At 66.1% G+C, this 26,183-nt stretch carries 26 protein-coding genes; 15 read left to right on the top strand and 11 right to left on the bottom strand.

Annotated elements, in window-relative coordinates; translation table 11 throughout:
- Positions 1–3: 3 nt before the first annotated feature.
- The 3 genes from hemW to rph are packed head-to-tail and all read right to left on the bottom strand — an operon-like array spanning position 4 to position 2,564.
- The gene (hemW, locus tag AC1RQP_RS13970) at positions 4–1,188 is read right to left on the bottom strand and encodes a radical SAM family heme chaperone HemW (protein ID WP_492937852.1); all 1,185 of its coding nucleotides are present in this window, start codon (positions 1,186–1,188) and stop codon (positions 4–6) included.
- Between the two features lie 16 nt (positions 1,189–1,204).
- Positions 1,205–1,840 carry an RdgB/HAM1 family non-canonical purine NTP pyrophosphatase gene (rdgB, locus tag AC1RQP_RS13965; protein WP_492937402.1) on the bottom strand — a complete coding sequence of 212 codons (636 nt, stop codon included), beginning with the start codon at positions 1,838–1,840 and terminating at the stop codon, positions 1,205–1,207.
- Between the two features lie 10 nt (positions 1,841–1,850).
- On the bottom strand, positions 1,851–2,564 hold the full coding sequence (gene rph / locus AC1RQP_RS13960) for a ribonuclease PH (protein WP_028178946.1): 714 nt from the start codon (positions 2,562–2,564) through the stop codon (positions 1,851–1,853).
- Between the two features lie 168 nt (positions 2,565–2,732).
- On the opposite strand from rph, the gene hrcA reads away from it, so the two are divergent.
- Together hrcA and grpE are read left to right on the top strand one after the other, a co-directional pair.
- A complete protein-coding gene (gene hrcA, locus AC1RQP_RS13955) occupies positions 2,733–3,821 on the top strand; it encodes a heat-inducible transcriptional repressor HrcA (protein ID WP_239628600.1) in 1,089 nt (362 codons plus the stop codon).
- Between the two features lie 95 nt (positions 3,822–3,916).
- On the top strand, positions 3,917–4,534 hold the full coding sequence (gene grpE, locus AC1RQP_RS13950) for a nucleotide exchange factor GrpE (RefSeq protein ID WP_492937401.1): 618 nt from the start codon (positions 3,917–3,919) through the stop codon (positions 4,532–4,534).
- A gap of 126 nt (positions 4,535–4,660) precedes the next feature.
- On the opposite strand, the gene AC1RQP_RS13945 is transcribed toward grpE, so the two are convergent.
- Positions 4,661–5,602, bottom strand: coding sequence for a hypothetical protein (locus AC1RQP_RS13945; protein WP_028178943.1), 942 nt, complete (start codon positions 5,600–5,602; stop codon positions 4,661–4,663).
- A gap of 394 nt (positions 5,603–5,996) precedes the next feature.
- Between AC1RQP_RS13945 and dnaK the strand changes: the two genes are divergently transcribed.
- The 8 genes from dnaK (at position 5,997) to AC1RQP_RS13905 (ending at position 13,321) form a co-directional block, all read left to right on the top strand.
- Complete coding sequence (gene dnaK / locus AC1RQP_RS13940) at positions 5,997–7,898, top strand: molecular chaperone DnaK (RefSeq protein ID WP_025033017.1); 1,902 nt, start codon at positions 5,997–5,999, stop codon at positions 7,896–7,898.
- 245 nt (positions 7,899–8,143) lie between these two features.
- The gene (gene dnaJ, locus AC1RQP_RS13935; RefSeq protein ID WP_028178942.1) at positions 8,144–9,280 is read left to right on the top strand and encodes a molecular chaperone DnaJ; all 1,137 of its coding nucleotides are present in this window, start codon (positions 8,144–8,146) and stop codon (positions 9,278–9,280) included.
- An 88-nt stretch (positions 9,281–9,368) separates the two neighbouring features.
- Entirely contained in the window at positions 9,369–9,968 is a 600-nt protein-coding gene (locus AC1RQP_RS13930) for a class I SAM-dependent methyltransferase (protein WP_028178941.1), read from the top strand.
- A 57-nt stretch (positions 9,969–10,025) separates the two neighbouring features.
- Complete coding sequence (locus tag AC1RQP_RS13925) at positions 10,026–10,604, top strand: NADPH-dependent FMN reductase (protein ID WP_239628596.1); 579 nt, start codon at positions 10,026–10,028, stop codon at positions 10,602–10,604.
- Between the two features lie 6 nt (positions 10,605–10,610).
- The gene (pyrF, locus tag AC1RQP_RS13920; RefSeq protein ID WP_239628595.1) at positions 10,611–11,321 is read left to right on the top strand and encodes an orotidine-5'-phosphate decarboxylase; all 711 of its coding nucleotides are present in this window, start codon (positions 10,611–10,613) and stop codon (positions 11,319–11,321) included.
- 19 nt (positions 11,322–11,340) lie between these two features.
- Entirely contained in the window at positions 11,341–11,652 is a 312-nt protein-coding gene (locus AC1RQP_RS13915; RefSeq protein ID WP_492937400.1) for a DUF1330 domain-containing protein, read from the top strand.
- Between the two features lie 207 nt (positions 11,653–11,859).
- Entirely contained in the window at positions 11,860–12,675 is an 816-nt protein-coding gene (gene dapB / locus AC1RQP_RS13910; protein ID WP_492937399.1) for a 4-hydroxy-tetrahydrodipicolinate reductase, read from the top strand.
- A 22-nt stretch (positions 12,676–12,697) separates the two neighbouring features.
- Entirely contained in the window at positions 12,698–13,321 is a 624-nt protein-coding gene (locus tag AC1RQP_RS13905) for a 2,3-bisphosphoglycerate-dependent phosphoglycerate mutase (RefSeq protein ID WP_492937398.1), read from the top strand.
- Positions 13,322–13,418: 97 nt separating this feature from the next.
- Here AC1RQP_RS13905 and AC1RQP_RS13900 read toward each other — a convergent pair whose 3' ends face one another.
- Together AC1RQP_RS13900 and AC1RQP_RS13895 are read right to left on the bottom strand one after the other, a co-directional pair.
- The gene (locus AC1RQP_RS13900; protein WP_492937851.1) at positions 13,419–14,315 is read right to left on the bottom strand and encodes a methylated-DNA--[protein]-cysteine S-methyltransferase; all 897 of its coding nucleotides are present in this window, start codon (positions 14,313–14,315) and stop codon (positions 13,419–13,421) included.
- A gap of 53 nt (positions 14,316–14,368) precedes the next feature.
- Complete coding sequence (locus tag AC1RQP_RS13895; protein ID WP_492937397.1) at positions 14,369–14,902, bottom strand: DUF2244 domain-containing protein; 534 nt, start codon at positions 14,900–14,902, stop codon at positions 14,369–14,371.
- A gap of 22 nt (positions 14,903–14,924) precedes the next feature.
- Between AC1RQP_RS13895 and nth the strand changes: the two genes are divergently transcribed.
- From nth to AC1RQP_RS13880, 3 genes are read left to right on the top strand one after another with little or no spacing between them, the layout of a single operon-like run.
- Positions 14,925–15,677: an endonuclease III gene (gene nth, locus AC1RQP_RS13890; RefSeq protein WP_492937396.1), complete on the top strand. Its 753-nt coding sequence runs from the start codon at positions 14,925–14,927 to the stop codon at positions 15,675–15,677.
- Positions 15,678–15,707: 30 nt separating this feature from the next.
- Complete coding sequence (locus AC1RQP_RS13885; protein ID WP_492937395.1) at positions 15,708–16,844, top strand: HlyD family secretion protein; 1,137 nt, start codon at positions 15,708–15,710, stop codon at positions 16,842–16,844.
- The gene (locus AC1RQP_RS13880; protein ID WP_492937394.1) at positions 16,831–18,459 is read left to right on the top strand and encodes an MFS transporter; all 1,629 of its coding nucleotides are present in this window, start codon (positions 16,831–16,833) and stop codon (positions 18,457–18,459) included. The genes AC1RQP_RS13885 and AC1RQP_RS13880 overlap by 14 nt, the downstream gene beginning before the upstream one ends.
- Positions 18,460–18,540: 81 nt before the next feature.
- On the opposite strand, the gene AC1RQP_RS13875 is transcribed toward AC1RQP_RS13880, so the two are convergent.
- The 3 genes from AC1RQP_RS13875 to AC1RQP_RS13865 form a co-directional block, all read right to left on the bottom strand.
- A complete protein-coding gene (locus AC1RQP_RS13875; RefSeq protein WP_492937393.1) occupies positions 18,541–19,281 on the bottom strand; it encodes a sulfate transporter family protein in 741 nt (246 codons plus the stop codon).
- A gap of 117 nt (positions 19,282–19,398) precedes the next feature.
- Complete coding sequence (gene nikR / locus AC1RQP_RS13870) at positions 19,399–19,845, bottom strand: nickel-responsive transcriptional regulator NikR (protein WP_239628579.1); 447 nt, start codon at positions 19,843–19,845, stop codon at positions 19,399–19,401.
- Positions 19,846–19,919: 74 nt separating this feature from the next.
- On the bottom strand, positions 19,920–22,376 hold the full coding sequence (locus AC1RQP_RS13865; protein WP_492937850.1) for a heavy metal translocating P-type ATPase: 2,457 nt from the start codon (positions 22,374–22,376) through the stop codon (positions 19,920–19,922).
- A 61-nt stretch (positions 22,377–22,437) separates the two neighbouring features.
- Here AC1RQP_RS13865 and AC1RQP_RS13860 point away from each other — a divergent pair, with 61 nt between their 5' ends.
- Complete coding sequence (locus AC1RQP_RS13860) at positions 22,438–22,713, top strand: metal-sensitive transcriptional regulator (RefSeq protein WP_007598521.1); 276 nt, start codon at positions 22,438–22,440, stop codon at positions 22,711–22,713.
- Between the two features lie 101 nt (positions 22,714–22,814).
- Here AC1RQP_RS13860 and AC1RQP_RS13855 read toward each other — a convergent pair whose 3' ends face one another.
- Complete coding sequence (locus tag AC1RQP_RS13855) at positions 22,815–23,780, bottom strand: YiiX/YebB-like N1pC/P60 family cysteine hydrolase (RefSeq protein ID WP_492937392.1); 966 nt, start codon at positions 23,778–23,780, stop codon at positions 22,815–22,817.
- Between the two features lie 192 nt (positions 23,781–23,972).
- On the opposite strand from AC1RQP_RS13855, the gene AC1RQP_RS13850 reads away from it, so the two are divergent.
- A complete protein-coding gene (locus tag AC1RQP_RS13850) occupies positions 23,973–25,361 on the top strand; it encodes a flavin monoamine oxidase family protein (protein WP_492937391.1) in 1,389 nt (462 codons plus the stop codon).
- A gap of 28 nt (positions 25,362–25,389) precedes the next feature.
- On the opposite strand, the gene AC1RQP_RS13845 is transcribed toward AC1RQP_RS13850, so the two are convergent.
- Complete coding sequence (locus AC1RQP_RS13845; protein WP_492937390.1) at positions 25,390–26,160, bottom strand: sulfite exporter TauE/SafE family protein; 771 nt, start codon at positions 26,158–26,160, stop codon at positions 25,390–25,392.
- Between the last annotated feature and the right edge of the window lie 23 nt (positions 26,161–26,183).

Here is a 26,183-nt window from a genome sequence, read left to right as displayed (position 1 = left end):
TCGCTACGCCGCCAGATCCGCGACCACCGCATCCAACACCGGAAAACCGCTGCTGGTCACGCGCAGCCGGCCCGTCGGATCCACCGTGATCGCGCCTTCCTCGCGCAGCAGCGCGATGCGGCGGGGGTCGAGCGGGCGGCCGGAGAGGGCGGTGTAGCGCTCGGGGTCGATGCCCTCGGCAAGGCGCAGTCCCATCAGCAGGAATTCGTCGGCGCGCTCTTCGCTGTTGAGGCGCTCGTCGGTGACGACGCCATGGCCGTTGGTCTCGACGCGCAACAGCCAGGCCTCGGGACGCTTCTCCGTGGCAGTGGCGTGGCGCACGCCGTCGATGTCGAGGCGGCCGTGCGCGCCGGGGCCGATGCCGGCATATTCCTCGCCGCGCCAGTACACCAGATTGTGCCGGCACTCGGCGCCGCGCCGGGCGTGATTTGAGATCTCGTAGGCGGGCAGACCCAGCCTGTCGCAGGTCTCCTGTGTGACGTCATAGAGCGCGCGCGCGACCGCTTCATCCGGCGTCTTCAATTTGCCGGCCTGGTGCAGGCCGAAGAACGGCGTGCCTTCCTCGATCGTCAATTGATAGAGCGACAGATGCTCGGCCGCTTCATCGATTGCCAGACGCAACTCGTCGGCCCACATCTCCGGCGTCTGGTCGGGACGGGCGTAGATCAGGTCGAACGAATAGCGGTCGAACGAGCGGCGCGCGATGGCGACCGCATCGAGCGCCTCGCGCGCGCTGTGCATGCGGCCGAGCGCCTTCAGCGAGGCATCGTCGAGCGCCTGCACGCCGAGCGAGACGCGGTTGACGCCGGCGGTGCGATAGCCGGCAAAGCGCGTGGCCTCGACGCTGGTCGGGTTCGCTTCCAGCGTGACTTCGACGTCGCCTGCGACGGTCCAGTGCTTGCCGATCGCATCGAGCACGGCGCCGACCGTTGCGGGCTGCATCAGGGACGGCGTGCCGCCACCGAGGAAGATCGAGGTGACCTCGCGGCCCGGCGCACGCTCTGCGGTGGTTGCGATCTCGCGCGCGAAGGCGGAAGCGAAGCGCGCCTCGTCAATCGCGGCGTGGCGAACATGGCTGTTGAAGTCGCAGTAGGGGCACTTCGACAAGCAGAACGGCCAGTGCACGTAGACGCCAAAGGCTTTAGATTCTTGTTTTGACGCGGTTTCCTGGCGCGAACCGGTATCCACTTCGCTCGAAAACGCTCTAGCGCGGCTCAAGGCAGATCTCCGCCAGTTTCACGAAGGCGCGGGCGCGGTGCGACAGGCCGAGGCCAAGCGGCGGCAGGCCGTGCTTCTCGATGCTCTCCATCTCGCCGAAGGTGCGGTTGTGGCCGTCGGGCAGGAACATCGGATCGTAGCCGAAGCCGGCAGTCCCGCGCGGCGGCCAGACCAGCGTGCCGTCGACGCGCGCCTCGACCTGTTCGAGATGATCGTCGGGCCAGGCGACGCACAGCGCGGAGACGAAATGCGCCTTGCGCTTGTCCGGCGTGGTGGCGCCGCGCTCCTGCAACAGGCGCTCGATCTGCGCCATCGCCGCGTTGAAATCCTTGGAGGGGCCGGCCCAGCGCGCGCTGTAGATGCCGGGCGCGCCGTCGAGCGCGTCGACGACGATGCCGGAATCATCGGCGAAGGCGGGTAGCCTGGCTGCCTGCGCCGCCGCGATCGCCTTGATGGCGGCATTGCTGCGGAAATCGCTGCCTGTCTCGTCCGGCTCGGACAGGCTGAGCTCTCCCGCCGACACCGCCTCGATGCCGTACGGCGCAAGCAGCTCCCGCATCTCGGCGAGCTTGCCGGGATTGTGGGTGGCGATGACCAGCTTGTCCGTGATTCGGCGGTGCATGGCCTATTGACTACGCCACAGCCAGTTTCTGCAAGTCCACCAGACGCGCGACGCCCTTGCGGGCCAGCGCCATCAGCGCCAGCAGCTCGGCTTCGGTGAACGGCTCGCGTTCCGCGGTGCCCTGTACCTCGATGATGCGGCCATCGCCGGTCATGACGAAATTGGCGTCAGTCTCGGCCTCGGAATCCTCGGCGTAGTCGAGGTCGAGCACCGGCGTGCCGTTGTAGATGCCGCAGGAGATCGCGGCGACGTTGTCGCGCAGCACGTTGGCCTTGACCATGTTGCGCGCCTTCATCCAGTTGACGCAATCGGCGAGGGCGACCCAGGCGCCGGTGATCGAGGCCGTGCGCGTGCCGCCGTCGGCCTGAAGCACGTCGCAATCGACCGTGATCTGGCGCTCGCCGAGGGCTTCGAGATTGATGATGGTGCGGAGCGAGCGGCCGATCAGGCGCTGGATCTCGACGGTGCGGCCGCTCTGCTTGCCGGCGGAGGCCTCGCGGCGGGTCCGTTCCGAGGTCGCGCGCGGCAGCATGCCGTATTCGGCGGTGACCCAGCCGCGGCCCTGGCCCTTCAGCCATGGCGGCAGGCGGTCCTCCAGCGTGGCGGTGACCAGCACATGGGTGTCGCCGAATTTCACCAGGCACGAACCTTCCGCATATTTCACCACGCCGCGCTCCAGCGTCACGGGGCGCAATTCGTCGGGCGCACGGCGGCTTGGCCGCATGGGAAAACCTCCAAAACTCACGGGAAAGGGCTGCTCGCGGTGCTTGTAGGTGCGGCGGGGATGGGCGGCAAGGCTTTTTCACCCCCTGATTTCGCGGCCGCAAACGCCACGCTTGTCAGAAGCGCCCGGGATAGACAAATTACGAGTATCTGAGAGGAGTTACCGTCTGTGGCCCATCACGATCCGATCCATCTGATCGCGCCGCGCGCAGGCCTTGCCCAGCTCAACGAGCGTTCCCGCGACATCTTTCGTCAAATTGTCGAAAGCTATCTCGCCACCGGCGAGCCTGTCGGCTCGCGCAACATTTCCCGCCTGATCGCCATGCCGCTGTCGCCGGCCTCGGTCCGTAACGTCATGGCGGATCTGGAACAACTCGGCCTGATCTATGCCCCGCACACCTCCGCCGGGCGGTTGCCGACGGAACTCGGCCTGCGCTTCTTCGTCGATGCCCTGATGCAGGTCGGCGACCTCAACGAGGCCGAGCGGCAGTCGATCCAGAGCCAGCTCTCCTCGGTCGGCGAGGCGCAGTCGGTCGAGGCGGCGCTGGACCAGGCCTTGATGCGGCTCTCCGGCCTCACCCGGGCCGCCGCCGTCGTGTTGACGCCAAAATCCAATGCGCGGCTGAAGCACATCGAATTCGTCCGCCTGGAACCGGAGAAAGCGCTGGTGATCCTCGTCGGCGAGGACGGCCAGGTGGAAAACCGCGTGCTGACGCTGCCGCCAGGAGTTCCCTCCTCGGCGCTCACCGAGGCCGGCAATTTCCTCAATGCGCGCATCCGCGGCCGCACCCTGGCCGAGGCGCGGCTCGAGCTCGAGACGGCCCTTGCAGAGGCCCGTGCCGAGCTCGATCAGCTGACACAGAAGGTGATCTCGGCCGGCATCGCCAGCTGGTCCGGCGGCGAGAACGAGGACCGCCAGCTCATCGTTCGCGGCCATGCCAATCTGCTCGAAGATCTGCATGCGCTGGAGGATCTGGAGCGGGTGCGCCTGTTGTTCGACGACCTCGAGACCAAGCGCGGCGTAATCGACCTGCTCGGCCGCGCCGAGACCGCCGAGGGCGTGCGCATCTTCATCGGCAGTGAGAACAAGCTGTTCTCGTTGTCGGGGTCCTCCACGATCATCTCACCCTATCGGGATGCCGCCGGCCACATCGTCGGCGTTCTCGGCGTGATCGGCCCGACGCGGCTGAATTATGCCCGCGTGATCACGACCGTGGACTACGCCGCCCGCATCGTCAGCCGCCTTCTGGGGGGCTGACCGGCGTTTCCGCCGATCACGGGCGCTTGATTTTCGCAAGCTTAGGCACGATATCCGGGCCAACAATCCCTGAAACGAGTTCGAGATTAGAGCCGATGACCGAGCAAGACCGGCAACCTCAAGACACGGCTGCAGCGACCGGCGAGCCCGTGGTGTCAAAGCCCTACATCATGCCTGACGATCCCGAGCCCGGCTCGGTCGAGTCGTTGCAGAAGGAAGCCGCCGAGGCGCGCGACCGCATGCTGCGGACGCTGGCCGAGATGGAGAATCTGCGCAAGCGCACCACCAAGGAGGTCGCCGACGCGCGTCTCTACGGCATCACCGGCTTTGCCCGCGACGTGCTCGACATCGCCGACAATCTTCAGCGCGCGCTCGATGCCGTTCCGGCCGAAGCGCGTGCCGCGGCCGATCCTGGCCTTACGGCGCTGATCGAGGGTGTCGAGTTGACCGAGCGCTCGCTGCACAGCGCGCTCGAGAAGCATGGTGTGAAGAAGCTCGATCCGCAGGGTCAGAAGTTCGACCCGAACTTCCACCAGGCGATGTACGAAGTGCCTGACGCGTCGGTGCCCTCAGGCACCGTTGTGCAGGTCATGCAGGCCGGCTACACCATCGGCGAGCGCGTGCTGCGTCCGGCGCTGGTCGGTGTCGCCAAGGGCGGTGCGAAGGCAGCCCCCGCCGCCAACAACAACGAATCGAACGGCGCGCCGAACTGATTGAACCTCATGGTGCGCAAAGCGGCCGGGTGAGGCTCTCCTCTGGGAGAGTCTTTGCTGGTGAGACAACGCTCTGCCAGCCCCCCGTAAGCGAGGGAGGGAGCGCATCCCGCTTGCGGGATGCAGCTATCCCTTCGGCTGGATGCCGTCGCGGACCGCGCGGAAGCGGGTGAAGGCGGGCAGCCACTGGTCGCGTGGGGCGCTGGCGATGATGCGCAATGATGCGCCGCCAGTCGAGAAGCGGATCCACTGCACCACGGTCACGGGGATCTTGTCCTTGCCGCTGACGCCGTCGATCCGGGTCTCGAAACCCTGCTGGCCATTGATGCGAATCGGCTCGGACATGGTGATGCGCGACTCGCGCACGCCGGGAATCTGGAGCGCCGCCTCCTGGGCGAAGCGGGCACGGTCGTCGGCCTGCTGCGGGGTGGCGCCGATCACGCCGAGAATCATGAATGGCTTCGACTCGTAACCCGTGCTCTCATCGCCGTCGGCGAGGATGATGCTGCTGCCCGGCGCGAGGGTTCGGATGTCCTTGAAGTTGGCGAGATCGGTGATCTTGAACGGCATCAGCGCGATCTGCTCTTCAGCCGAGACCTGCCTGCGGGTGACGGTGCTCGCAAACATCTGCCGCACCGCTTCATCCGTGTAGATCTTGGTCGCATTCTCCGGGATCTGCACCGCGACATAGCCGGAGAAGCCGGCGCCGGGCACGATCATCGAATAGCGCTTCACCGGGGTATCGCCGGCCTTGCCGCTTTCGGTGGTGAAATAGGCGAGGCCTGCGGGGGTCTCGATCTTGTCCTGCGTGACGCCATTGGTCCCGGCGGGATTGGAATTGAAGGCGCTCACGACCTCGCCATAGGCCGCCGGCGGCAGCTCGGTGACCAGCACCTTGACGCTGCCATCCTCGCTCTCGAAGCCCGGAAAGGTCTTGGCGGTGCTGAGGCCGATCAGCGGCACCATGCCGAGGCGCAAGCCAGGTGGGAAAACGGCGTCGGCGGCAAGGGCCGGAAACACTGTTACGGCGAGGAGGGCCAGCGCGGCGAGGGGGCGGATCAGCTTCATGGGCACTCTGACTGGTTCACATTGAGGCCGTTCGATGGTCGGCCGCCGGGCCGCTTTGTCGCGCGAAGCAGCTGCGCCGGCTGTCCGGCCGGTTCGCCTTTTAGCGGGTTTGGCCCTGCCGCAACAGGGCAGGGCCTGTTGTGGGTGGCGGGGCTTGCCGAGGCCCGAACCTGTTAATAATTCCTCACTCGCAAGGGCGGCGGAGCCCGGACATCATCTTTCAAAACCCAATGTTTTCGCGGCAGAAACGTAGCTTCGGTCCTTGCGGGCCCCTCCCCCCCTCCTATATGAGCCTCAATCATCGCAATATCGCGGATGTTTGATCTTAGGGGGTTTCGGTTCGGGTGCCTTCTGGGCCCAGCCAACCTGCCGCAAAAAGAAGGATATCAGGACCATGGGAAAGGTCATTGGGATCGACCTCGGCACCACGAATTCGTGCGTCGCCGTGATGGATGGCAAGAACGCGAAAGTCATCGAGAATTCCGAAGGCATGCGCACGACGCCTTCGATCGTCGCCGTGACGGATGACGGTGAGCGCCTCGTCGGCCAGCCGGCCAAGCGCCAGGCCGTCACCAATCCCGAGCGTACCTTCTTCGCAGTGAAGCGCCTCATCGGCCGCCGCTACGACGACCCGATGGTCGAGAAGGACAAGAAGCTCGTCCCGTACAAGATCGTGAAAGCCTCCAACGGCGACGCCTGGGTCGAGGCCGACGGCCAGACCTACTCGCCCTCGCAGGTCTCGGCGTTCATCTTGCAGAAGATGAAGGAGACCGCGGAAGCCCATCTCGGCCAGAAGGTCGATCAGGCCGTCATCACCGTTCCCGCCTACTTCAACGACGCCCAGCGCCAGGCGACCAAGGACGCCGGCAAGATCGCGGGCCTCGAAGTGCTGCGCATCATCAACGAGCCGACCGCAGCCGCGCTCGCCTATGGTCTCGACAAGACCAAGGCCGGCACCATCGCCGTGTACGACCTCGGCGGCGGCACCTTCGATATCTCCATTCTCGAAATCGGCGACGGCGTGTTCGAGGTGAAGTCGACCAACGGCGACACCTTCCTCGGCGGCGAAGATTTCGACATGCGCCTCGTGGGCTATCTGGCCGACGAGTTCCAGAAGGAGCAGGGCATCAACCTGCGCAACGACAAGCTTGCGTTGCAGCGCCTGAAGGAAGCCGCTGAGAAGGCCAAGATCGAGCTGTCCTCGACGACGCAGACCGAGATCAACCTGCCGTTCATCACGGCGGACCAGACCGGCCCGAAGCATCTGACGATGAAGCTCACCCGCGCCAAGTTCGAGGCGCTGGTCGACGACCTCATCCAGAAGACGGTCGAGCCCTGCCGCAAGGCGCTGAAGGATGCCGGCGTCACCGCCGGTGAGATCGGCGAAGTCGTGCTGGTCGGCGGCATGTCGCGCATGCCGAAGGTCCAGGAAGTCGTGAAGCAGCTGTTCGGCAAGGAGCCGCACAAGGGCGTCAACCCGGACGAAGTCGTGGCGATCGGTGCCGCGATCCAGGCCGGCGTGCTCCAGGGCGACGTCAAGGACGTGCTGCTGCTCGACGTGACCCCGCTGTCGCTGGGCATCGAGACGCTGGGCGGCGTGTTCACCCGCATCATCGACCGCAACACCACGATCCCGACCAAGAAGAGCCAGGTGTTCTCGACGGCTGAAGACAATCAGAATGCCGTCACCATCCGGGTCTTCCAGGGCGAGCGTGAAATGGCGGCCGACAACAAGATGCTCGGCCAGTTCGACCTGATGGGCATCCCGCCGGCTCCGCGCGGCATGCCGCAGATCGAGGTGACCTTCGACATCGACGCGAACGGCATCGTCAACGTCTCGGCCAAGGACAAGGCCACGGGCAAGGAGCAGCAGATCCGCATCCAGGCCTCGGGTGGGCTGTCGGAAGCCGACATCGAGAAGATGGTCAAGGACGCCGAGGCCAATGCCGAGGCGGACAAGAAGCGCCGCGAGGCCGTGACCGCCAAGAACGAGGCCGACGGCCTGGTGCATTCGACCGAGAAGGCGCTGGCCGAGCACGGTTCGAAGGTCGCCGAGAGCGAGCGCCGCGCCATCGAGGATGCCGTCAGCGACCTCAAGGAAGCGCTGAAGGGCGACGATGCCGAGGCGATCAAGGCCAAGACGCAGACGCTGGCGCAGGCTTCGATGAAGCTCGGCGAGGCCATGTACAAGCAGCAGGCCGAGGCCGACGCCAAGAAGGATGCGGCCAAGGACGACGTCGTCGATGCGGAGTTCACCGAAGTCGACGACGACAAGAACAACAAGAAGTCCGCCTGAACCCCGAGAGGGTGATGATGCGGACGGCTTGGACCCCACACGCAATGCCGGCCTCCTCCCTCGCGGGGGAGGCCGTCGTGCCGGGGCGGGCGGGCAAGGCGCCCATTATGATCGATCAAGTCCCAGCCGTTATTCCCAGCGCTGCCATGCTGCCCTCTGCCGCAAGGTCGAAGGGCGCTTATATCGCTGCGTGGCAACGTTGTTTCGCCCCAACTTGAATCGCGATTGGATAGACCGAGCTCAGCATGTCCACGTCCACCAAGCGCTGCTATTACGAGACCCTCGAAGTCGAACGTGATGCCGACGAATCCAGGCTGAAATCGTCGTTCCGCAAGCTGGCGATGAAATTCCACCCCGACCGCAATCCCGGGGATGAGACCAGCGAAGTCAAGTTCAAGGAAATCAACGAGGCGTACGAGGTCCTGAAGGACAAGGACAAGCGCGCCGCCTATGACCGTTACGGCCACGCCGCCTTCGAGCAGGGCGGCGGCTTTGGCGGCGGCGCCGGCTTCGGCGCGGGCTTCGCCTCCTCCTTCTCGGACATTTTTGAAGACCTGTTCGGCATGGCCGGACAGCGCGGCCGCGGCGGCCGCGAGCGCGGTGCCGACCTGCGCTACAACATGGAAATCACCCTCGAGGAAGCTTTCGGCGGCAAGACCGCACAGATCGAGATCCCGGTCTCGGTCACCTGCGAGGCCTGTTCGGGCATTGGTGCCAAGGCCGGCACCAAGCCGAAGACCTGCTCGACCTGCGGCGGCGCCGGCCGCGTGCGGCAGTCGCAGGGCTTCTTTACGCTGGAGCGGACCTGTCCCGGCTGCCAGGGGCGCGGCCAGATGATCGAGGACGCCTGCCCGTCCTGCGCGGGCCAGGGCCGGGTTACCCGCGAGCGCACGCTGTCGGTCAACATTCCGCCGGGCGTCGAGGACGGCACACGGATCAGGCTCGCCGGCGAGGGCGAGGCCGGCGTCCGCGGCGGACCGCCCGGCGACCTCTACATCTTCCTGTCGCTGGCCCAGCACCAGTTCTTCCAACGCGACGGCGCCGATCTGCATTGCCGCGTGCCGATCTCGATGGTGACGGCCGCGCTCGGCGGCGAATTCGAGGTGCCGACGATCGAGAAGGCCAAGACCAAGGTGAAGGTGCCCGCCGGAACCCAGTCGGGCCGCCGATTCCGCATTGCATCAAAGGGTATGCCGGTGCTGCGCTCGCGCCAGATGGGCGACATGTATGTCCAGGTCGTGGTCGAGACCCCGCAGAATCTCACCAAGAAGCAGCAGGAATTGCTGGCCGAGTTCGACAAGCTCTCCTCCGGCAACACCCAGCCGGAATCCGAGGGTTTCTTCGCCAAGGTCAAGGACTTCTTCGGTAATCGGGCGAGTTGACTCGTCTTGACCGTACCGCCTTCGGCCTATACGTCTTTATGACCATTTTCTGACACGCCGCGGTCCCGCGGTCCCGTCCGGTCCCAACATGCCATTGCCATCGTCCGCGCGTGCGTTGAAGAAGCCTCGACTCGATGACGAGGTGCGCTTTCTCAGGTCGTGGATCGAAAAGCCACTGCACATGGGTGCGGTCATGCCGTCAGGCAAGCTGCTGGCGCGGACCATGGCTCATTACGTCGATGTCGATTCGGACGCACCGGTGGTCGAGCTCGGACCCGGCACCGGCGCCATCACCTCCGCGCTGATCGAGCGCGGTGTCGACCAGAAGCGTCTCGTCCTCGTCGAATACAATCCCGGCTTCTGCGCGCTGCTGCGCGACCGCTACCCACAAGCCAAGGTGGTGCAGGGCGATGCCTATCGCCTCCGCGACACGCTCTGGAATGTCTTGAGCGCGCCGGCTAGCGCGGTCGTCTCGGGCCTGCCGCTCGTCACAAAACCGATGCTGACGCGGCTGCGGCTCATCCGCGACGCCTTCACCGCGCTCGCGCCCGGCGCGCCCTTCATCCAGTTCACCTATGCGGTGGTGCCGCCGATCCCGAAATCGCTGCACGGCGTGTCCACAGAGGCTTCGGAACGGATCTGGATGAACCTTCCGCCGGCCCGCGTCTGGGTGTATCGCAAGGATTAATTCCGCCGGCTCCTCTTTTTGTGCGGCGGGCCCGTTTCGCCGAACGCATGGGATTGGATGTCCGCGCCCAAAATCCTGATCATTCCCGGCTCGCTGCGCACCGGCTCGCACAATGCGAAGCTGGCAGCGGTCGCCGCGTATGAATTCGCTCAGGCCGGCGTCGACGTCACCCGCATCTCGCTGGCCGATTTTCCGCTGCCGATCTACGACGGCGATCTCCAGGCCAAATCCGGCGTGCCCAAGCACGCCATCAATCTCAAGCGCATGATCGGCGCCCATCACGGCATCCTCATCGTCTCGCCCGAATACAACGCCTCGGTGCCGCCGCTGCTCAAGAACGCGATCGACTGGGTCAGCCGCGTGCACGAGCTGCACGAGGCGCGCGGCGAGGTGTTCCGCAACCGCGTCTTCGCGCTCGCCGGCGCTTCGCAGAGCCGGCTTGGTGCGGCCCGCGCGCTCCAGGCCTTGCGGCTGATCCTCTCCTCGTGCCACGCCAATGTGATTGCCAGCCAGCTCACGCTCGCCTTTGCCGACCAGGCCTATGACGATATGGACAGGCTGAAGAATGAGGGCGATATCGCCGCGTTGAAGGAGCTGGTAGCGCAGTTGATCGACGTTTCCCAACGCATGATGTGAGGTGACATGACGCCAGCCGAGATCGCCCCCAAGGACCGCCTGATCGTTCCGCTCGATGTGTCGAGCCCGGAGGCTGCGGAGGCGATGGTCGCAAGGCTCGGCGACAGCGTCACGTTCTACAAGATCGGCTATCAGCTCGCCTATGCCGGCGGCCTGCCGCTGATCGGCAAGCTCGCCGGCGAGGGCAAGAAAGTGTTTGCCGATCTCAAGATGCACGACATCGGCAACACCGTGATGCGCGGTGTCGAGAGTGTCGCCAGGCTGGGGGCGACCTTCCTTACCGTCCACGCCTATCCGCAGACCATGAAGGCGGCGGTCGAAGGGCGTGGCGGATCGAGCTTGAAGATTCTCGCGGTCACGGTGCTGACCTCATACAATGACGACGACCTGCACGCGGCCGGATATCGGCTCGGCGTCTCCGATCTGGTCGAAGCGCGCGCACAGCAGGCACAGGTGCTCGGCATCGATGGACTCGTCTGCTCGCCGGAAGAGGTGGGGGCCTTGCGCAAGATCGTCGGCCATCAGATGAGCCTCGTCACGCCCGGCATCCGTCCGGCGGGCGCACCGACCGGCGACCAGAAGCGCGTCATGACGCCGGGTCGTGCGATCGCGGCGGGCGCCGACTATCTCGTCGTCGGACGGCCGATCCTCGAGGCCTCCGATCCCAAGGCGGCCGCCGACGCAATCCAGGCCGAGATCGTGCAAGCGCTCGGCTGATCACCAAGGGAGAAGAGCAATGGCAAAGGGCTACTGGATCGGGCGCGTCGACGTGAGCAGTGACGAGGGCTACAAGCCCTACGCCGTCGCCAACGGTCCGATCTTCAGGAAATGGGGTGGCCGCTTCGTCGTCCGCGCCGGCAAGTTCACCACCGTCGAGGGTGCCAGCCGCACCCGCAACGTCGTGATCGAATTCCCGGACTACGAGACCGCGCTCGCCTGTTACAACTCGCCGGAATACCAGGCCAACATCAAGGTGCGCGAGCCGCACTCGGTCGCCGACCTCATCATCATCGAGGGCTATGACGGCCCGCAGCCGCAGGACGGCTGAGGCCCTCTCGGGCCTGCATGGTTCGAGACGCCCGCTCGCGCGGGCTCCTCACCATGAGGTTCTGACATCTCGCCGCGAAACGAGACCTCATCCTGAGGGCCCGCCGGAGGCGGGCGTCTCGAAGGATGGCCGCAGGCGACCTGCCTGCCCCCCTCGGTTGCCGGAACTGCATCCCCCCGCTACAACGGCGGCTCAGAGGATCACACCATGTCCGACATGCGCTTGATTGTTGCAGGAGCCGGCGGCCGGATGGGCCGGGCGCTGACGCGGGCGATTGCCGAGAGCAAGGGCGCCGTGCTGGCGGGCGCGCTGGAAGCGCCGGGCTCGGAGCTGCTCGGCAAGGATGCCGGCGTGCTCGCAGGCCTGCCGGCCAATGGCATCAAGCTGTCCGCCGATCTCTGGGCGATGTCGAGGGATGCCGACGGCATCCTCGATTTCACCGTCCCGGCGGCGACCATCGCCAATGTCGCGATCGCCGCCGAGCGCGGCATCGTCCACGTCATCGGCACGACCGGACTGTCCGGCTCCGACAACGCCGTGATCAAGAGCGTCACCAATCGCGCCGTCGTGGTGCAGTCGGGCAATATGAGCCTCGGCGTCAACCTGCTCGCCGCCGTGGTCAAGCGTGTCGCCAAGGCGCTCGACCAGAGCTTCGACATCGAGATCGTCGAAACCCATCATCGCATGAAGGTCGATGCGCCCTCGGGCACGGCGCTGATGCTGGGTCAGGCCGCAGCCGGCGGCCGCGGCGTCACCCTCGATGACCATTCCGAGCGCGGGCGCGACGGCATCACCGGCGCGCGCCGGCCGGGCAATATCGGTTTCGCCTCCTTGCGCGGCGGCACCGTGGCTGGCGATCACAGCGTCAGCTTCCTCGGCCCGTTCGAGCGCCTGACGCTGTCGCATCAGGCCGAGGACCGCATGCTGTTCGCCCATGGCGCGCTGAAGGCGGCGCTGTGGGCGCACGGCAAGAAGCCGGGGCATTACTCGATGGCCGACGTACTCGGCCTCGCCGATTTCTGATTGAGCAAACGGAAAGCAGTCAATGAGCGAACGTCTTCTCGTGCTCGTGCGTCACGGCCAGAGCGAATGGAATCTGAAGAACCTGTTCACGGGCTGGAAGGACCCCGATCTCACCGAGCTCGGTGTGAAGGAAGCCACGGAAGCCGGCCGCAAGCTGAAGGCACAGGGCCTCGTGTTCGACGTCGCCTTCACCTCGGTGCTGACGCGCGCGCAGCACACGCTCGACATCATCCTCGGCGAGCTCGGTCAGATCGGTCTGCCGACCTCGAAGAACCTCGCGTTGAACGAGCGCGATTACGGCGATCTCTCCGGCCTCAACAAGGACGATGCGCGCAAGAAATGGGGCGAGGAGCAGGTGCTGATCTGGCGCCGTTCCTACGACGTGCCGCCGCCCGGCGGCGAAAGCCTGAAGGACACGCTCGCGCGCGCGCTGCCCTATTACGTGCAGGAGATCCTGCCCGGCGTGCTCAACGGCAAGCGTACCCTGGTTGCCGCCCACGGCAATTCGCTGCGCGCGCTGATCATGGTGCTGGAGAAGCTCTCGCCCGAGGGTATCCTGAAGCGCGAGCTCGCCACCGGTGTGCCGATCATCTACCGGCTCAATGCCGATTCGACGGTGGCCTCGAAGCTGGATCTGGCGGGTTAATCCTTGATGCGTCATTCCGGGGCGCCCGAAGGGCGAACCCGGAATCTCGAGATTCCGGGTTCAGTGCTGACGCACTGCCCCGGAATGACGGTGATCGTTACTGCAGCCCCAGCTGCCCCGCTTCCCAGCCCAGCATCGCCTGCTTGCGGGTGATGCCCCAATGATAGCCGGTGAGCGTGCCGCTCTTGCCGAGCGCGCGGTGGCAGGGCACGACGAAGGAGACCGGGTTCTTGCCGACGGCGGCGCCGACGGCGCGAGAGGCCTTGGGGCTGTTGATGTTGCAGGCGATGTCGGAATAGGACACCGCGCGTCCCATCGGAATCTTCAGCAGCGTCTCCCACACCCGCACCTCGAAATCGGTGCCGATCAGGACCACGCGCAGCGGCTGATCCGGACGCCACAGCTTCGAGTCGAAGACACGCGCCGCGAGCGGCGCGGTGCCTTCGTGATCTTCCACATAGGTGGCGTTCGGCCAGCGCCGCGTCATGTCGGCGAGTGCGATCTTCTCCTCGCCGTGATCGGCGAAGGCAAGTCCTGACAGGCCGCGATCGGTGGCGATCACGATCGCGGTGCCGAACGGCGAGGAATGGAAGCCGTAGCGCAGGATGAGGCCGGCGCCGCCGTTCTTCCATTCGCCCGGCGACATCGCCTCGTGAGTGACGAAGAGATCGTGCAGCCGGCCGGGACCCGACAGGCCGGAGTCGAGCGCCGCGTCAAGGATGCTGGCGGAATCCCTGAGCAGGTTCTTGGCGTGGTCGAGGGTGAGCGCCTGCATGAAGGCCTTCGGTGTGATCGAAGCCCAGCGGCGGAACAGATGGTGCAGCTCGTCCGGCGTGACGCCGGCGGCATCCGCCATCGCCTCGATGGTCGGCTGCGCGCGCCAGTTCGCCGAGATGAAGGCGATCGCCCGGCGCACCGAATCATAGTCGCGCAACGCGGCGTTGTGGGGGCCCGGCTTGGCCAGGCGCTGGTCGTGGATCGCGAGGGTCATCATGGCCGGAATGTAGGAGAAGGGGTGGCTCGAAACCACCCGATTCCCGACTGTGCTCAAATCACCGGATTATAGGTCGGCCCACGCCGCGCGGCGTTGAGGGCTCCAACCAAGCCATTGTAAAAGCTTGCCTTTTCTGCCGGTCCGAGAAAACCGGCGATGAGCAGCCGGCGGCCGCGCGAGATCAGATAGAGGTGCTCGATGCCGTATTCCTCGTCGACCTCCTGGTCGAGCCGGACCCAGAGCGGATTGAAGGTCCATTCGGCAACCTGGCCACGATGGCTGACGCGCCGCACGCGCAGTTCCGACGGCGTCACCACGATCTCCTCGCTGGCCCGCGCCGCGCGGAAATTGACCTTGAAGGCCCACCAGATCACCAGCACGTCGAGACCGAAGAAGCCGAACACCGGCCAGGCGCCCATCATCAGGAAGGCGAGGCCGGTGACGAAGCTGACGACGCTCAGGAACAGCATCACGGCGAGAAAGCCTGTGCGGTTCAGCGAGCGGTGCGGCGTCAGCAGCGCGGAGAAGATCTGAGGCTCATCCTCGCTTTCAGATCGCGCGCGCTCAATTTCGTTGCCTGTGCTCATCGTCCATCAGTATATCCCGATCATGGCGAAAATCACCCGCAAGCCGGCCCCGCGTAAAGCGGCGGTGCCGAAGAAAAAGGCAAAACCGGTCGCGACCAAACCGAAAGCGTCCGCCAGGAAATCGCTCAGAGCCGCAAGACCCTGGACGCCGGCCGAGGTCCGCGAGGTCTTCAGCCGTTTCCGCAAGGCCAATCCGGAGCCGAAGGGCGAGCTCGAGCACGTCAATCCGTTCACGCTGCTGGTTGCCGTGGTGCTATCGGCGCAAGCGACCGACGCCGGCGTCAACAAGGCGACGCGCGCATTGTTCGAGGTCGCCGACACCCCGCAGAAGATGCTCGAGCTCGGCGAGGAGCGCCTGCGCGAGTACATCAAGACCATCGGCCTCTACCGCACCAAGGCGAAGAACGTGATCGCGCTGTCGGCGAAGCTGCTCAGCGAATTCGGCGGCCAAGTGCCGCGCACGCGTGCCGAGATCGAATCGCTGCCCGGCGCCGGGCGCAAGACCGCGAACGTCGTGCTCAACATGGCCTTCGGCGAGCACACCATGGCGGTCGACACGCATGTCTTCCGCGTCGGCAACCGCACCGGACTTGCGCCCGGCAAGACGCCTCTCGAGGTCGAGCTCGGTCTCGAAAAGGTCATCCCGGCAGAATTCATGCTGCATGCCCATCATTGGCTGATCCTGCACGGGCGCTATACTTGCCTCGCGCGCAAGCCGCGCTGCGAGGTGTGCCTGATCAACGATCTTTGCCGGTGGCCGGAGAAGACGGTGTGAGATCGCGGTGAGTTCGTTTGAGGTTAAGTCGTGAGTCAACAAGAGCAAGTTCCATCGTCGCCTCCCGCCGCAGCGCCTGCCCCACCACCGAAGCCGACGCAGCGGCCGGCCACGCCGCTCTGGAGCCGGCTCGCGATCCCGCTGTTTGCGGTCATCGTCGCGCTCGCCTTCGTCGCGCTGGCAACGCTGCGCTTCGACGAATGGGTTGGCAACGCCGTGGTCCAGACCACCAATGACGCCTATGTGCGCGCCGATCTGACGCGGCTTTCGAGCCGCGTCTCGGGCGAAGTCCTCAGCGTGGGGGTCACCGATTTCCAGCGCGTCAAGGCCGGCGACCTCCTGATCCAGATCGATCCCGCCGATTACGAGGCGCAAGTCGCGCAGGCCGAAGCTGCGGTCGCCGCGGCGCAAGCCGCGCTCGACAATCTCGCCAACCAGATCGAGCTGCAATATGCGACGATCGCGCAGGCGCAGGCCGCGCGGTTGTCTGCAGAGGCCATGGAGGTCGAGGCACGGCAGGAGCAGGAGCGTCAGCAATCGCTGTCGCAGAGCGAGTCCGGCACGCGCCAGCGCCTCGAGCAGGCGGTGGCCGCCTACGCCAAGGCCCAGGCCGACGTGCGCGCGAGCCGCGCCGTGATCGCGGCCCAGCAGCATCAGCTCGAGGTCCTGCAAGGTACCAGGAAGCAGCGCGCGGCCGATGTCGAGGCGGCCAAGGCGACGCTGGCGGGTACGAAGCTCAAGCTTGGTTACACGAGGATCACCGCGCCGTTCAACGGCGTTGTCGGCGAGCGCCAGGTGCAGCCCGGCGATTACGTCAATATCGGCACCAACCTCATCAACGTGGTGCCGCTGCCCAAGGTCTATGTGATCGCGAACTACAAGGAGACCCAGCTCACGCACGTGGCACCGGGCCAGCCGGTCGAGATCACCGTCGACAGTTTCCCGCGCGAGAAGCTGCGCGGCCGGGTCGAGCGCATTGCGCCGGCGACGGGGGCACAGGTGGCGCTGCTGCCGCCCGACAACGCAACAGGCAATTTCACAAAGGTGGTGCAGCGCATTCCCGTGCGCATTCAGTTCGATGACGACCAGCCGCTGCTGGCGCGGCTGGTGCCGGGCATGTCGGTGGTCACCAGCATCGATACGAAGGCCGCGAATGGCCGAAAATGACGATGCCAGCCGCGAACCGCTCTCGCGCGGCGGCGTCGCGCCGCAGCCCCTGTTCGCCGTCGCGGCGGTGCTGCTCGGCTCGTTCCTTGCCAATTTCGACAGCCGGCTGACCACGGTCGGCCTGCCGGACCTGCGCGGCGCATTCTCGCTCGGCTTTGACGAGGGCGCCTGGCTCTCGACCGCCGGCATCGGCTCGCAGATCTTCATCGCGCCTGCGGTGGCCTGGCTTGCCACGGTGTTCGGCCTGCGCCGCGTGCTCGGCATCCCCAGCCTCGTCTACGCCGCCGTCTCGTTCATCATTCCGTTCGTGCACGACTATCCGACATTGCTCGTCCTCAGCGTCGTGCATGGTCTCCTGCTCGGCACCTTCGTGCCGGCGACGCTGATGATCGTGTTCCGCAATCTGCCGATCCGCTGGTGGCTGCCGGCGATCTCGATCTATTCGATCCGCGTCGGCTTCGCGTTGGATACCTCGACCTCGCTGGTCGGCTTCTATGTCGACCATCTCGGCTGGCAATGGCTGTACTGGCAGGGCGTGGTGATCGCGCCCTTGATGGGCCTGATGGTCTATCTCGGCACGCCGAACGAGCCGGTGAACCGCGCGCTGCTGCGCGAGGCCGATTGGGGCGGCATGCTGCTGCTCGGCGCCTCGGTGTCGATGATCTATGCGGGACTTGACCAGGGCAACCGGCTGGACTGGCTCGGCTCCGGCACGGTGATGGCACTGCTCGCAGCGGGCGCGGTGCTGTTTCTGGCCTTCCTCCTCAACGAATCGCTGGTCAGGCAGCCCTGGGCGCATGTGAACGTGCTGTTCTCGCGCAACATCGGCTTCGGGCTGCTCCTGATCCTGCTCTACACGCTGACCAGCCTGTCCAATGCGTCGCTGGTGCCGAACTTCCTCGCCACCATCGCGCTGCTCAGGCCGGAGCAGAGTGGCCTCTTGCTGCTCACCTGTGGCGCGTTGCCGATGTTCGTGCTGGTGCCGGTCTCGATCTGGCTGCTGAGGCATTTCGATACGCGGACGGTGGTCGTCGTGGGCTTTGCCTGCTTCGCCGCGGCCAATCTCTGGGGCACGCAACTCACCCACGTCTGGGCGCGCGAGGACTTCGCCGGCATCGTGCTGCTCCAGGCGATCGGGCAGTCGCTGACCTTGCTGCCGTTGATCATCACGCTGCTCTCCAACTCCGATCCCAGCCGCGCCACCTCCTTTGCCGCCTATATCCAGATCATGCGGCTCGGCGGCGCCGAGATCGGCGTGGCGCTGATGGGCACCTGGCTGCGCGTGCGCGAGCAGGTCCATTCCTTCTATCTCGGCCAGAACCTTGCGGTCGGCGATGTCGATGTGGTGCAGAGGCTGAAGCAGCTCGCCGATCACTTCGCCGCCCATGGCACAGGATCGGCGCAGCCGCGCGCGGTCGGCACGCTCGCGGGCATCGTGCAGCGCGAGGCCAATGTGCTCGCCTATATCGACGGTTTCTGCCTGTGCTTCTGGCTCGCGGTGATCGCACTCGGCGTCGTCGCGCTGGTCACCCGCGCGCCGACGGGTCCCTTCACGCCGGCGCCGTTCGGCTTCGCCAGGATGCTGCTGCGAAAGTGTGGTGTGCGGGCCGCCTGAATGCGGTGATGGTTGGTTCGTTCGCTCGCGCCACGGGGGCGGTCATCTCTCCCGCAAGCTTGCGGGAGAAGGTGCGCACAATCACCGCACCTGCCGCGCCGGCTCGATCAGCTCGGGCCGCGGGCCTGACAGGCGCTTGTGCATGTGGACCATGAAGGCCATGGCGAAGATCGGCGTCGCCAGATTGACGATCGGGATCGAGACGAAGGCGGCGATGAAGAGCCCGGCGGTGAAGATGGTGGCGGCGTTGTCACGCCGCATCGCCTTGGCTTCCTCCGGCGGGCGGAAGCGCATCGCCGCGAGCTCGAAATATTCGCGGCCAAGCAGCCAGGCCGCGGCGAGGAAGAAGATCAGGAATCCGGCGCCGGCGAACAACACCAGCGGCAAGGCGGCGAGGTAGACCAGGATCGTCAAGAGGGCGGTCTTGATGCCCTCGAGGATCGCCTGGCTGAACGGCAGCGCCACGCCGGGCCGCTCGGCCGGATAATGCTCGCGCTCGACGATGTCGGCGACGTCGTCGACGAACAGGCTCGCCACCAGCGAGGTGATCGCGGGCATCAGGAAGATGCCGCCGAACACGACGCCCAGGCCCGCCGCGATCGAGACGATCCACGACAGGACTTCGATCGATGAATGCCAGCCCGGTCCGAGCAGGCTTTCCAGCCAGACCTCGCCATTGGCCGCAAACCAGCTGAGGAGCCGCTGCAGGCCGATCGCCAGCACGGTGATCAGCACCAGCGCCAAGCCGACCGATCGCCACAGGATCGAGCGCATCGGCGGCGAGATCATTTGCGACAGCGCCTTGATGGCGGCATCCAGCATGGGAGATCCTCTCAGGTCAACACTTCGCGAGAGGTAGACACCCGAGGCGGCTTCGGCAAGGGCGGCCGGCTGCCCAGGCACGACCCGTGTCCCGGTCGGGGGAACGCGAGCGCCCAGCTACCCATGCTTGTGCCCTTGCTTGCGCCCCTTCGCCTGCTTGCCTTCGCCGGTCGGAATCATCACCACGCGGCCGTAGCGCACGCCGCGTTCGGCGATGATGTGGTCGGCGAAGTGCCTGACCTCGGAGGCGTTGCCGCGCAGCGCCGTCATCTCCATGCAATTGTCGTCGTCGAGATGGACGTGCAGCGTCGCCAGCGCGAGGTCGTGATGGCCGTGGAATTCCTGCACCAAGCGCTTTGAGAGATCGCGCGCGGCGTGGTCGTAGACATAGACGAGACCAGCCACGCATTGGCCGGTCTGTGCCGTGCCCTCCGTGCTCTGTTGCAGGCCGGCGCGGGCGAGATCGCGAATGATCTCGGAGCGGTTCTGGTAGCCGCGCGCCTCCGCCGCTGCGTCGATCTCCGCCAGGAGATCGTCCTCGATCGTGATCGTTATCCGCTGCATCGGGTCCTCTCCATCGGGCTACGGGCCATTTGTAGCCTTTCCTCCGAAGGGAGGCGAGGGAGTGTGCCGGTAGCTCACAGTCGCGTCGTGCGCAGGCGCAGCGCATTGCCGACCACGCTCACCGAGGACAGCGCCATCGCCGCTGCGGCGATGATCGGCGAGAGCAGCACGCCAAAGGTGGGATAGAGCACCCCGGCGGCGATCGGAATGCCGGCGGCGTTGTAGATGAAGGCGAAAAACAGGTTCTGGCGGATGTTGCTCATCGTCGCCTGCGACAGTTTTCGTGCCCGCACGATGCCGACGAGATCGCCCTTGAGCAGCGTGACGCCGGCGCTCTCCATCGCCACGTCGGTGCCGGTGCCCATGGCGATGCCGACCTCGGCCGCCGCCAGCGCCGGCGCGTCGTTGACGCCGTCGCCGGCCATCGCGACGCTGCGGCCGGCCTTCTGCAGCTTGGTGACCACCGCGCTCTTCTGGTCCGGCAGCACCTCGGCCTCGACCTCGGCGATGCCGAGCCGGCGCGCGACGGCCTCGGCCGTGGTGCGGTTGTCGCCGGTCAGCATGATGACCCTGATGCCTTCCGCCGCGAGCGCCTTCAGCGCCTCCGGGGTCGAGGCCTTGACCGGATCGGCGATCGCGAACAGGCCGGCCAGCCGGCCGTCGACGGCCATGTTGATCACGGTCGCGCCGTCGCCACGCAGCCGTTCGGCTTCGGTGTCGAGCGTCTTGGTCTCGATGCCGATCGACGTCAGGTATTTTGCATTGCCGAGCACGATGGTCTTGCCGTCGATCTTGCCGGTCGCGCCCTTGCCAGTCGGCGAATCGAACTGCTCGACCTGGCCAAGGGCGAGCTGCTTCTCCCTGGCCGCGCGCACGATGGCGTCAGCCAGGGGATGTTCGCTGGCGCGCTCGACGCTGGCCGCGAGCCGAAGGATGTCGTCTTCGGCAAAGCCGGCCGCCGGCACGACCGCGACCACCTTGGGCTTGCCCTCGGTCAGCGTGCCGGTCTTGTCGACCACCAGCGTGTCGATCTTCTCCATGCGCTCCAGCGCCTCGGCGTTCTTGATCAGCACGCCTCCCTGCGCGCCGCGGCCGACGCCGACCATGATCGACATCGGGGTCGCGAGGCCGAGCGCACAGGGGCAGGCGATGATCAGCACGCTGACGGCTGCAACGAGGCCGAAGGCCAGCCGCGGCTCCGGTCCGAACCAGGCCCAGGCGCCGAAGGCAGCGAGCGCGACAACGATCACCATCGGCACGAACCAGCCGGAGACCTGATCGGCCAGGCGCTGGATCGGCGCGCGCGAGCGCTGCGCGTCCGCAACCATCTGAACGATCTGCGACAGCAGCGTCTCGCGCCCGACCTTGTCCGCACGCATCACGAAGCTGCCCGACTGGTTCAGCGTGCCGGCAATGACCTTCGCGCCGGTCTCCTTGGTGACCGGCATGGATTCGCCGGTGACCAGGGATTCGTCGAGCGAGGAGCGGCCCTCCAGGATGATGCCGTCCACCGGCACCTTCTCGCCGGGGCGAACGCGCAAGGACTCGCCGGCATGGAGCGCGTCGATCTCGACCTCATGCTCGCTGCCGTCGGCCTCGACGCGGCGTGCCGTCTTCGGTGCAAGCTGGAGCAGCGCCTTGATCGCACCAGAGGTCGCGTCGCGGGCGCGCAGCTCCAGCACCTGGCCGAGCAGCACCAGCACGGTGATGACGGCAGCCGCCTCGAAATAGACGGCGACAGCACCCTCATGACCGCGGAAGGTGGCAGGGAACAGCTGCGGTGCCACGGTGCCGAGGACGCTGTAGACATAGGCGACGCCGGTGCCCATCGCGATCAGCGTGAACATGTTGAGGTTGCGCGTCAGCAGCGACTGCCAGCCGCGGACGAAGAACGGCCAGCCCGCCCACAGCACCACGGGCGTCGCGAAGACGAACTGGATCCAGTTCGACAGCGTCGGATCGATCCAGTTGTGCGGGCCCGCGAGATGGCCGCCCATCTCCAGCACCACGGCCGGCAGCGCCAGCGCGCCGCCGATCCAGAACCGCCGCGTCATGTCGGCGAGCTCGGGGTTGGGTCCGGTCTCGAGGCTCGCCACCTCAGGCTCCAGCGCCATGCCGCAGATCGGGCAGGTGCCCGGTCCGACCTGGCGGATCTCCGGATGCATCGGGCAGGTGTAGATGGTGCCCGCGGGCATCTCGGGCTCGGGCGCCTTCTCCTTCGCAAGATACTTGGCGGGATCGGCGGCGAACTTGGTACGGCAGCCGGCCGAGCAGAAATGGAAGGTCTCGCCGTGATGTGTGAAGTGGTGCTTCGAGGTCGCGGGATCGACCGTCATGCCGCAGACGGGGTCCTTCACCTTGGCCGCGGAATCACCGTGGTCGTGGCCGTGATGATGAGCGTGGCTGGAATGATCGACGTGGCCGCCGCAGCACGAGGATGCCGCGGGCTTCGCCGCCGGCGGTGCAGCTTTCGTGGAACAGCCGCATCCGGAATGGGTTTCCGCGTCGTGACGATGCTCGCTGCTGTTCATGGCCATGCTCCGGTCCTGTCCTGGGCTTGCAACCTATACCCGGTAGGGGTATATAGACCCCATGCGCAAGGACATCAAGGCATCTGTCGGAAAACGTCTCGGCCGGATCGAGGGCCAGGTTCGCGGCCTGTCGAAAATGGTAGAGGAAGACCGCTACTGCATCGACATCGTGACGCAGATCTCGGCTGTGCGTGCCGCGCTGCGCCGGGTCGAGGAGGAGGTCCTGAAGGACCACGTCGCCCATTGCGTCGAGCACGCCATTGCGAGCGGCGACAAGGCCGACCAGCGCGAGAAGATCGCGGAGCTGATGGCGGTGATCGGGCGGGCGGAGCGTTAATTCAGGTCATTGCGAGCGCAGCGAGCAATCCAGGCTGCCTCCGCGAAGCGATTCTGGATTGCGTCGTCGCTACGCTTCTCGCAATGACGTTGGCGGGAGACTTACGCCGCCATCTCCCGCGTCCTCGCGCGGTACACCGCGAGTTCGCTCGGCAGCACGAGATGCTCGGAGAAAGCGGCGCTGGCCCCCGCGGCCTGCAAGGTCACTTCTTCAGCCGGAATCTCAGCCGGCGCCTCTTCGTCAATCGCCTCAGGAATGAGCGGCGGCGCCAGGACCGTTTCTGGAAACACACTGAATGAGCCCGCTACCTCCTCGAGCGGCTTCTGCTTGTCGGCCCAGTGCAGGGCGGTGTAGTCGAACCCGTGCACGATGGTGGGTTTGACGACCTCGAAATAGGGCGAGATGTCGAAGTCGCGGGGCATGTAGAGCGAGGAATCGCGGATGTGCAGGATCTCGCGGCGCGCGGCACGGCTGCCGGCCTTGGTGATCTTCGGCAGGATCGGATAGCGCACGGCGTCGAAGGCCTGCGCGATCAGCGCCGAGCAGATGATCTTGGTCGGGTCGCCCGAGCCGATCGCGATCATGCGCCGGCGCCAGCGCTGCGGTATCGGCATCGGGAACAGATAACGCATCAAGTCGACGATGTTCTTGGTGTCGTAGCCGAAGCCGATGCGGTTGATGGCGTAGCGGCAGACCGTGGTGCGGTCCTCATAGGACAGTCCGACCGGGCGGCAGAGGCGGGTGTGGTAGGGGAAATATTTCGACAGCGGCGCCGAGGTGACGCCCTCGCCGATATTGGCCTCGATCAGCACATGCGGCTCGCCATCCGCCTCCTCCGCACCTGCGACCGGTCCGACATAGAGCGCCGCATGCGACCAGGTCGACTGCGTCAGATATTTGATGATGCCGGAGATGCGGTTGTTGCCCTCGACCAGCAGCACGTCGCCGGGCTCGATGACGCCGCGCAGATGCTCCGGGTCGCTCGGCGTGAACGGCTCGTAGCCCGGCACCTCCTTCGAGAGGTACGCGGCAATCAGCTTGCCGACTGAATCCAGGACCGTCCCCATGTCAAACTCCCCCCACGGCCTTTTCCGGCCGTCTTTTTCCCTTCTCTATCATGGTCGAAACGTGTTGCAATTCGGTTCATCACTCTGTGAGATCAAGCACGATTGATTCACCATGATGGTTGCCGTGCAACATCAGATGCAGCAAGGTTCGCGGGCTGTTCCCATACGCCGCAAGTCCCCGGAAACCATCACATGACAATTACGCGCCGCGGTTTCCTTTCGGCGTCGGCGGCTCTTGCGGCGCTGCCGGTCCTGCGCGCATCCGCCGCGCCCCTGCCGCGCGAGGCCGACATCGTCGTGATCGGGGCCGGAACAGCCGGAATCGCCGCGGCGCGGCGCATCATGGCGGCGGGCCGCAAGGTCATCGTGGTGGAAGCGGCATCGCAAGCAGGCGGCCGCTGCATCACCGATAGCACGACCTTCGACACGCCGTTCGATCGCGGCGCGCGGTGGATGCACAATCCCGACACCAACCCGATGATCCGGCTGGCGCGCAGTGTCGGGCTGGATGCGCTGCCGGCGCCATCGGGCCAGAAGATGCGCATCGGCCGCCGCAACGCGCGCGCGGGCGAGACCGAGCAGTTCCTGGCCGCGCTGGTACGCGCCAACCGCGCCATCGACGAGGCCGCGCGCGGCAAGCTGGATACCTCCTGCGCGTCCGTGCTGCCGAAGGATCTCGGCGACTGGGCGGGCGCGGCCGAGTTCATGCTGGGCCCGGGCTTCGCCGGCAAGGACCTGAAGGAGCTGTCCGCGATCGACAAGGGACGCGCGCAGGACCGCAATGCGGCGATCGCCTGTCGTCAGGGCCTCGGCACTCTGATTGCCAAGCTCGGCGAGCAGGTGCCGGTGGCGCTGTCGACGCCGGCGAGCCGGATCGTCTGGAGCAACCGCGACGTCGGCGTGGAGACGCAAGCCGGCAAGATCGCCGCACGCGCCGCCATCGTCACGGTTTCGACCAATGTGCTGACGTCGGGCGCTATCAGGTTCGCGCCCGACATTCCCAAGCGCACGTTGGATGCGGCCTCAAAGCTCAGCCTCGGCAGCTACGATCGCATCGTGCTGCAACTGCCGGGCAATCCGCTCGGCCTGTCACGCGACGATATCCTCATCGAGCAGAGCAATTCGACGCGCACGGCGCTCATGTTCGCCAATATCGGCGGCTCCTCGTTGTGCTCGATCGATGTCGGCGGCTCCTTCGGCCGCGATCTCTCCGAGCAGGGCGAGAAGGCCATGGCCGCTTTCGCGAAGGAGTGGATCACGAAGCTGTTCGGCAGCGAGGCCGCTTCAGCCGTGCAGAAGACCAGCGCGACGCGCTGGAATGCCGCGCCCTACGTGTTGGGCGCAATGTCGGCATCCTCGCCCGGCGGCCAGCTTTCGCGAAGGACCCTGGGCGAGCCGATCGGCAACATGTTCCTCGCCGGCGAAGCCACGCACGAGACGCTCTGGGGCACCGTCGACGGCGCCTGGGAAAGCGGCGAGCGCGCCGCGGATGCCGCCTTGCGCAAGATTGGCGCGCTCAAGGCCGAGCCGGCCGACGTGCCGACGCAATCGACGAAGAAGCGGCGGGCAAGACCGCAATGAATTCGACGCGTCGTCCCGGCGAAGAGAGTTACCGCAACACCCTGTCCAGCACCGGCAGCCCGGCAATCACCGCCACCGCGATCAGCGCATAGCAGATCCCGCGAAACACTCTTTCACTCGCGCGTCCGAACAGCGAGGCGCCGAACGCGACGCCAGCCGCATAGACCGGGCCGACGATCAGCGAGAGCGCGAGCGATTCGCGGCTGATCAGGCCCGTGGTCGCGTAACTGATCATCGAGAACAAATCCGACGCGCCAAAGAACAGCACGATGTTGGCGCGTGCGACGATCGGTGCGATCGGGCGGCCGAGCCAATAGCCGACGATCGGTGGGCCGCCGGTCTGCGCGAGGCCGCTGCAGAAGCCCGAGAGACCGCCGATGCCGACCGAGAGCCAGGCGTGGTCCTTGCCGCGATAGCGCCAGCCCGACAGCAGCAGGAGCAGGAGGGCGGCGACGAAGCAGGAGATGATCCATCGCGTGGTGACGGGCTCCAGCACGCTCAGGAAATAGGTGCCGACGGGCACGCCGATCAGCGCGCCCAGCACGATCACGGCAGTGGCCCTGCGGTCGGCCTTCCGCCATGCGTCAGGCAGCAGCGGCGCGGCCGCGACGAAATCGATGACGAGCAGCAGGGCGGCAACGAGCCGCGGCGCTGCGATGCTGCTCGCCAGCGGCATGAAGATCAGCGCCGAACCGAAGCCGGAGAAGCCGCGCGCGGTGCCCGAAACGAAAGCGACGGCGCAGAGCGCCATCGCAATGGTGAGGCTGACATCCTTCGGGAGAAAGTCGGCGAGACTCATGCTTGTCGATTCTGGAGCATGAT

It is taken from the genome of Bradyrhizobium sp. GW821-FHT13H06 (genome assembly GCF_058803975.1).
Note: the sequence above shows the minus strand (reverse complement) of the source record. Positions and strands in the feature narration are given on the sequence as shown.

What these genes read in the sequence shown, in the direction of transcription:
- grpE (WP_492937401.1), top strand. Translation starts at nt 3,917, where the DNA reads ATGACCGAGCAAGACCGGCAACCTCAAGACACGGCTGCAGCGACCGGC.
- rph (WP_028178946.1), bottom strand. Translation starts at nt 2,564, where the DNA reads ATGCGGCCAAGCCGCCGTGCGCCCGACGAATTGCGCCCCGTGACGCTG.
- AC1RQP_RS13845 (WP_492937390.1), bottom strand. Translation starts at nt 26,160, where the DNA reads ATGAGTCTCGCCGACTTTCTCCCGAAGGATGTCAGCCTCACCATTGCG.
- AC1RQP_RS13945 (WP_028178943.1), bottom strand. Translation starts at nt 5,602, where the DNA reads ATGAAGCTGATCCGCCCCCTCGCCGCGCTGGCCCTCCTCGCCGTAACA.
- rdgB (WP_492937402.1), bottom strand. Translation starts at nt 1,840, where the DNA reads ATGCACCGCCGAATCACGGACAAGCTGGTCATCGCCACCCACAATCCC.
- nth (WP_492937396.1), top strand. Translation starts at nt 14,925, where the DNA reads ATGGCGAAAATCACCCGCAAGCCGGCCCCGCGTAAAGCGGCGGTGCCG.
- AC1RQP_RS13855 (WP_492937392.1), bottom strand. Translation starts at nt 23,780, where the DNA reads ATGGGGACGGTCCTGGATTCAGTCGGCAAGCTGATTGCCGCGTACCTC.
- AC1RQP_RS13865 (WP_492937850.1), bottom strand. Translation starts at nt 22,376, where the DNA reads ATGAACAGCAGCGAGCATCGTCACGACGCGGAAACCCATTCCGGATGC.
- AC1RQP_RS13860 (WP_007598521.1), top strand. Translation starts at nt 22,438, where the DNA reads ATGCGCAAGGACATCAAGGCATCTGTCGGAAAACGTCTCGGCCGGATC.
- AC1RQP_RS13925 (WP_239628596.1), top strand. Translation starts at nt 10,026, where the DNA reads ATGTCCGCGCCCAAAATCCTGATCATTCCCGGCTCGCTGCGCACCGGC.
- AC1RQP_RS13895 (WP_492937397.1), bottom strand. Translation starts at nt 14,902, where the DNA reads ATGAGCACAGGCAACGAAATTGAGCGCGCGCGATCTGAAAGCGAGGAT.
- AC1RQP_RS13880 (WP_492937394.1), top strand. Translation starts at nt 16,831, where the DNA reads ATGGCCGAAAATGACGATGCCAGCCGCGAACCGCTCTCGCGCGGCGGC.
- AC1RQP_RS13915 (WP_492937400.1), top strand. Translation starts at nt 11,341, where the DNA reads ATGGCAAAGGGCTACTGGATCGGGCGCGTCGACGTGAGCAGTGACGAG.
- dnaJ (WP_028178942.1), top strand. Translation starts at nt 8,144, where the DNA reads ATGTCCACGTCCACCAAGCGCTGCTATTACGAGACCCTCGAAGTCGAA.
- AC1RQP_RS13875 (WP_492937393.1), bottom strand. Translation starts at nt 19,281, where the DNA reads ATGCTGGATGCCGCCATCAAGGCGCTGTCGCAAATGATCTCGCCGCCG.
- nikR (WP_239628579.1), bottom strand. Translation starts at nt 19,845, where the DNA reads ATGCAGCGGATAACGATCACGATCGAGGACGATCTCCTGGCGGAGATC.
- AC1RQP_RS13905 (WP_492937398.1), top strand. Translation starts at nt 12,698, where the DNA reads ATGAGCGAACGTCTTCTCGTGCTCGTGCGTCACGGCCAGAGCGAATGG.
- dnaK (WP_025033017.1), top strand. Translation starts at nt 5,997, where the DNA reads ATGGGAAAGGTCATTGGGATCGACCTCGGCACCACGAATTCGTGCGTC.
- dapB (WP_492937399.1), top strand. Translation starts at nt 11,860, where the DNA reads ATGTCCGACATGCGCTTGATTGTTGCAGGAGCCGGCGGCCGGATGGGC.
- AC1RQP_RS13900 (WP_492937851.1), bottom strand. Translation starts at nt 14,315, where the DNA reads ATGATGACCCTCGCGATCCACGACCAGCGCCTGGCCAAGCCGGGCCCC.
- AC1RQP_RS13850 (WP_492937391.1), top strand. Translation starts at nt 23,973, where the DNA reads ATGACAATTACGCGCCGCGGTTTCCTTTCGGCGTCGGCGGCTCTTGCG.
- AC1RQP_RS13930 (WP_028178941.1), top strand. Translation starts at nt 9,369, where the DNA reads ATGCCATTGCCATCGTCCGCGCGTGCGTTGAAGAAGCCTCGACTCGAT.
- pyrF (WP_239628595.1), top strand. Translation starts at nt 10,611, where the DNA reads ATGACGCCAGCCGAGATCGCCCCCAAGGACCGCCTGATCGTTCCGCTC.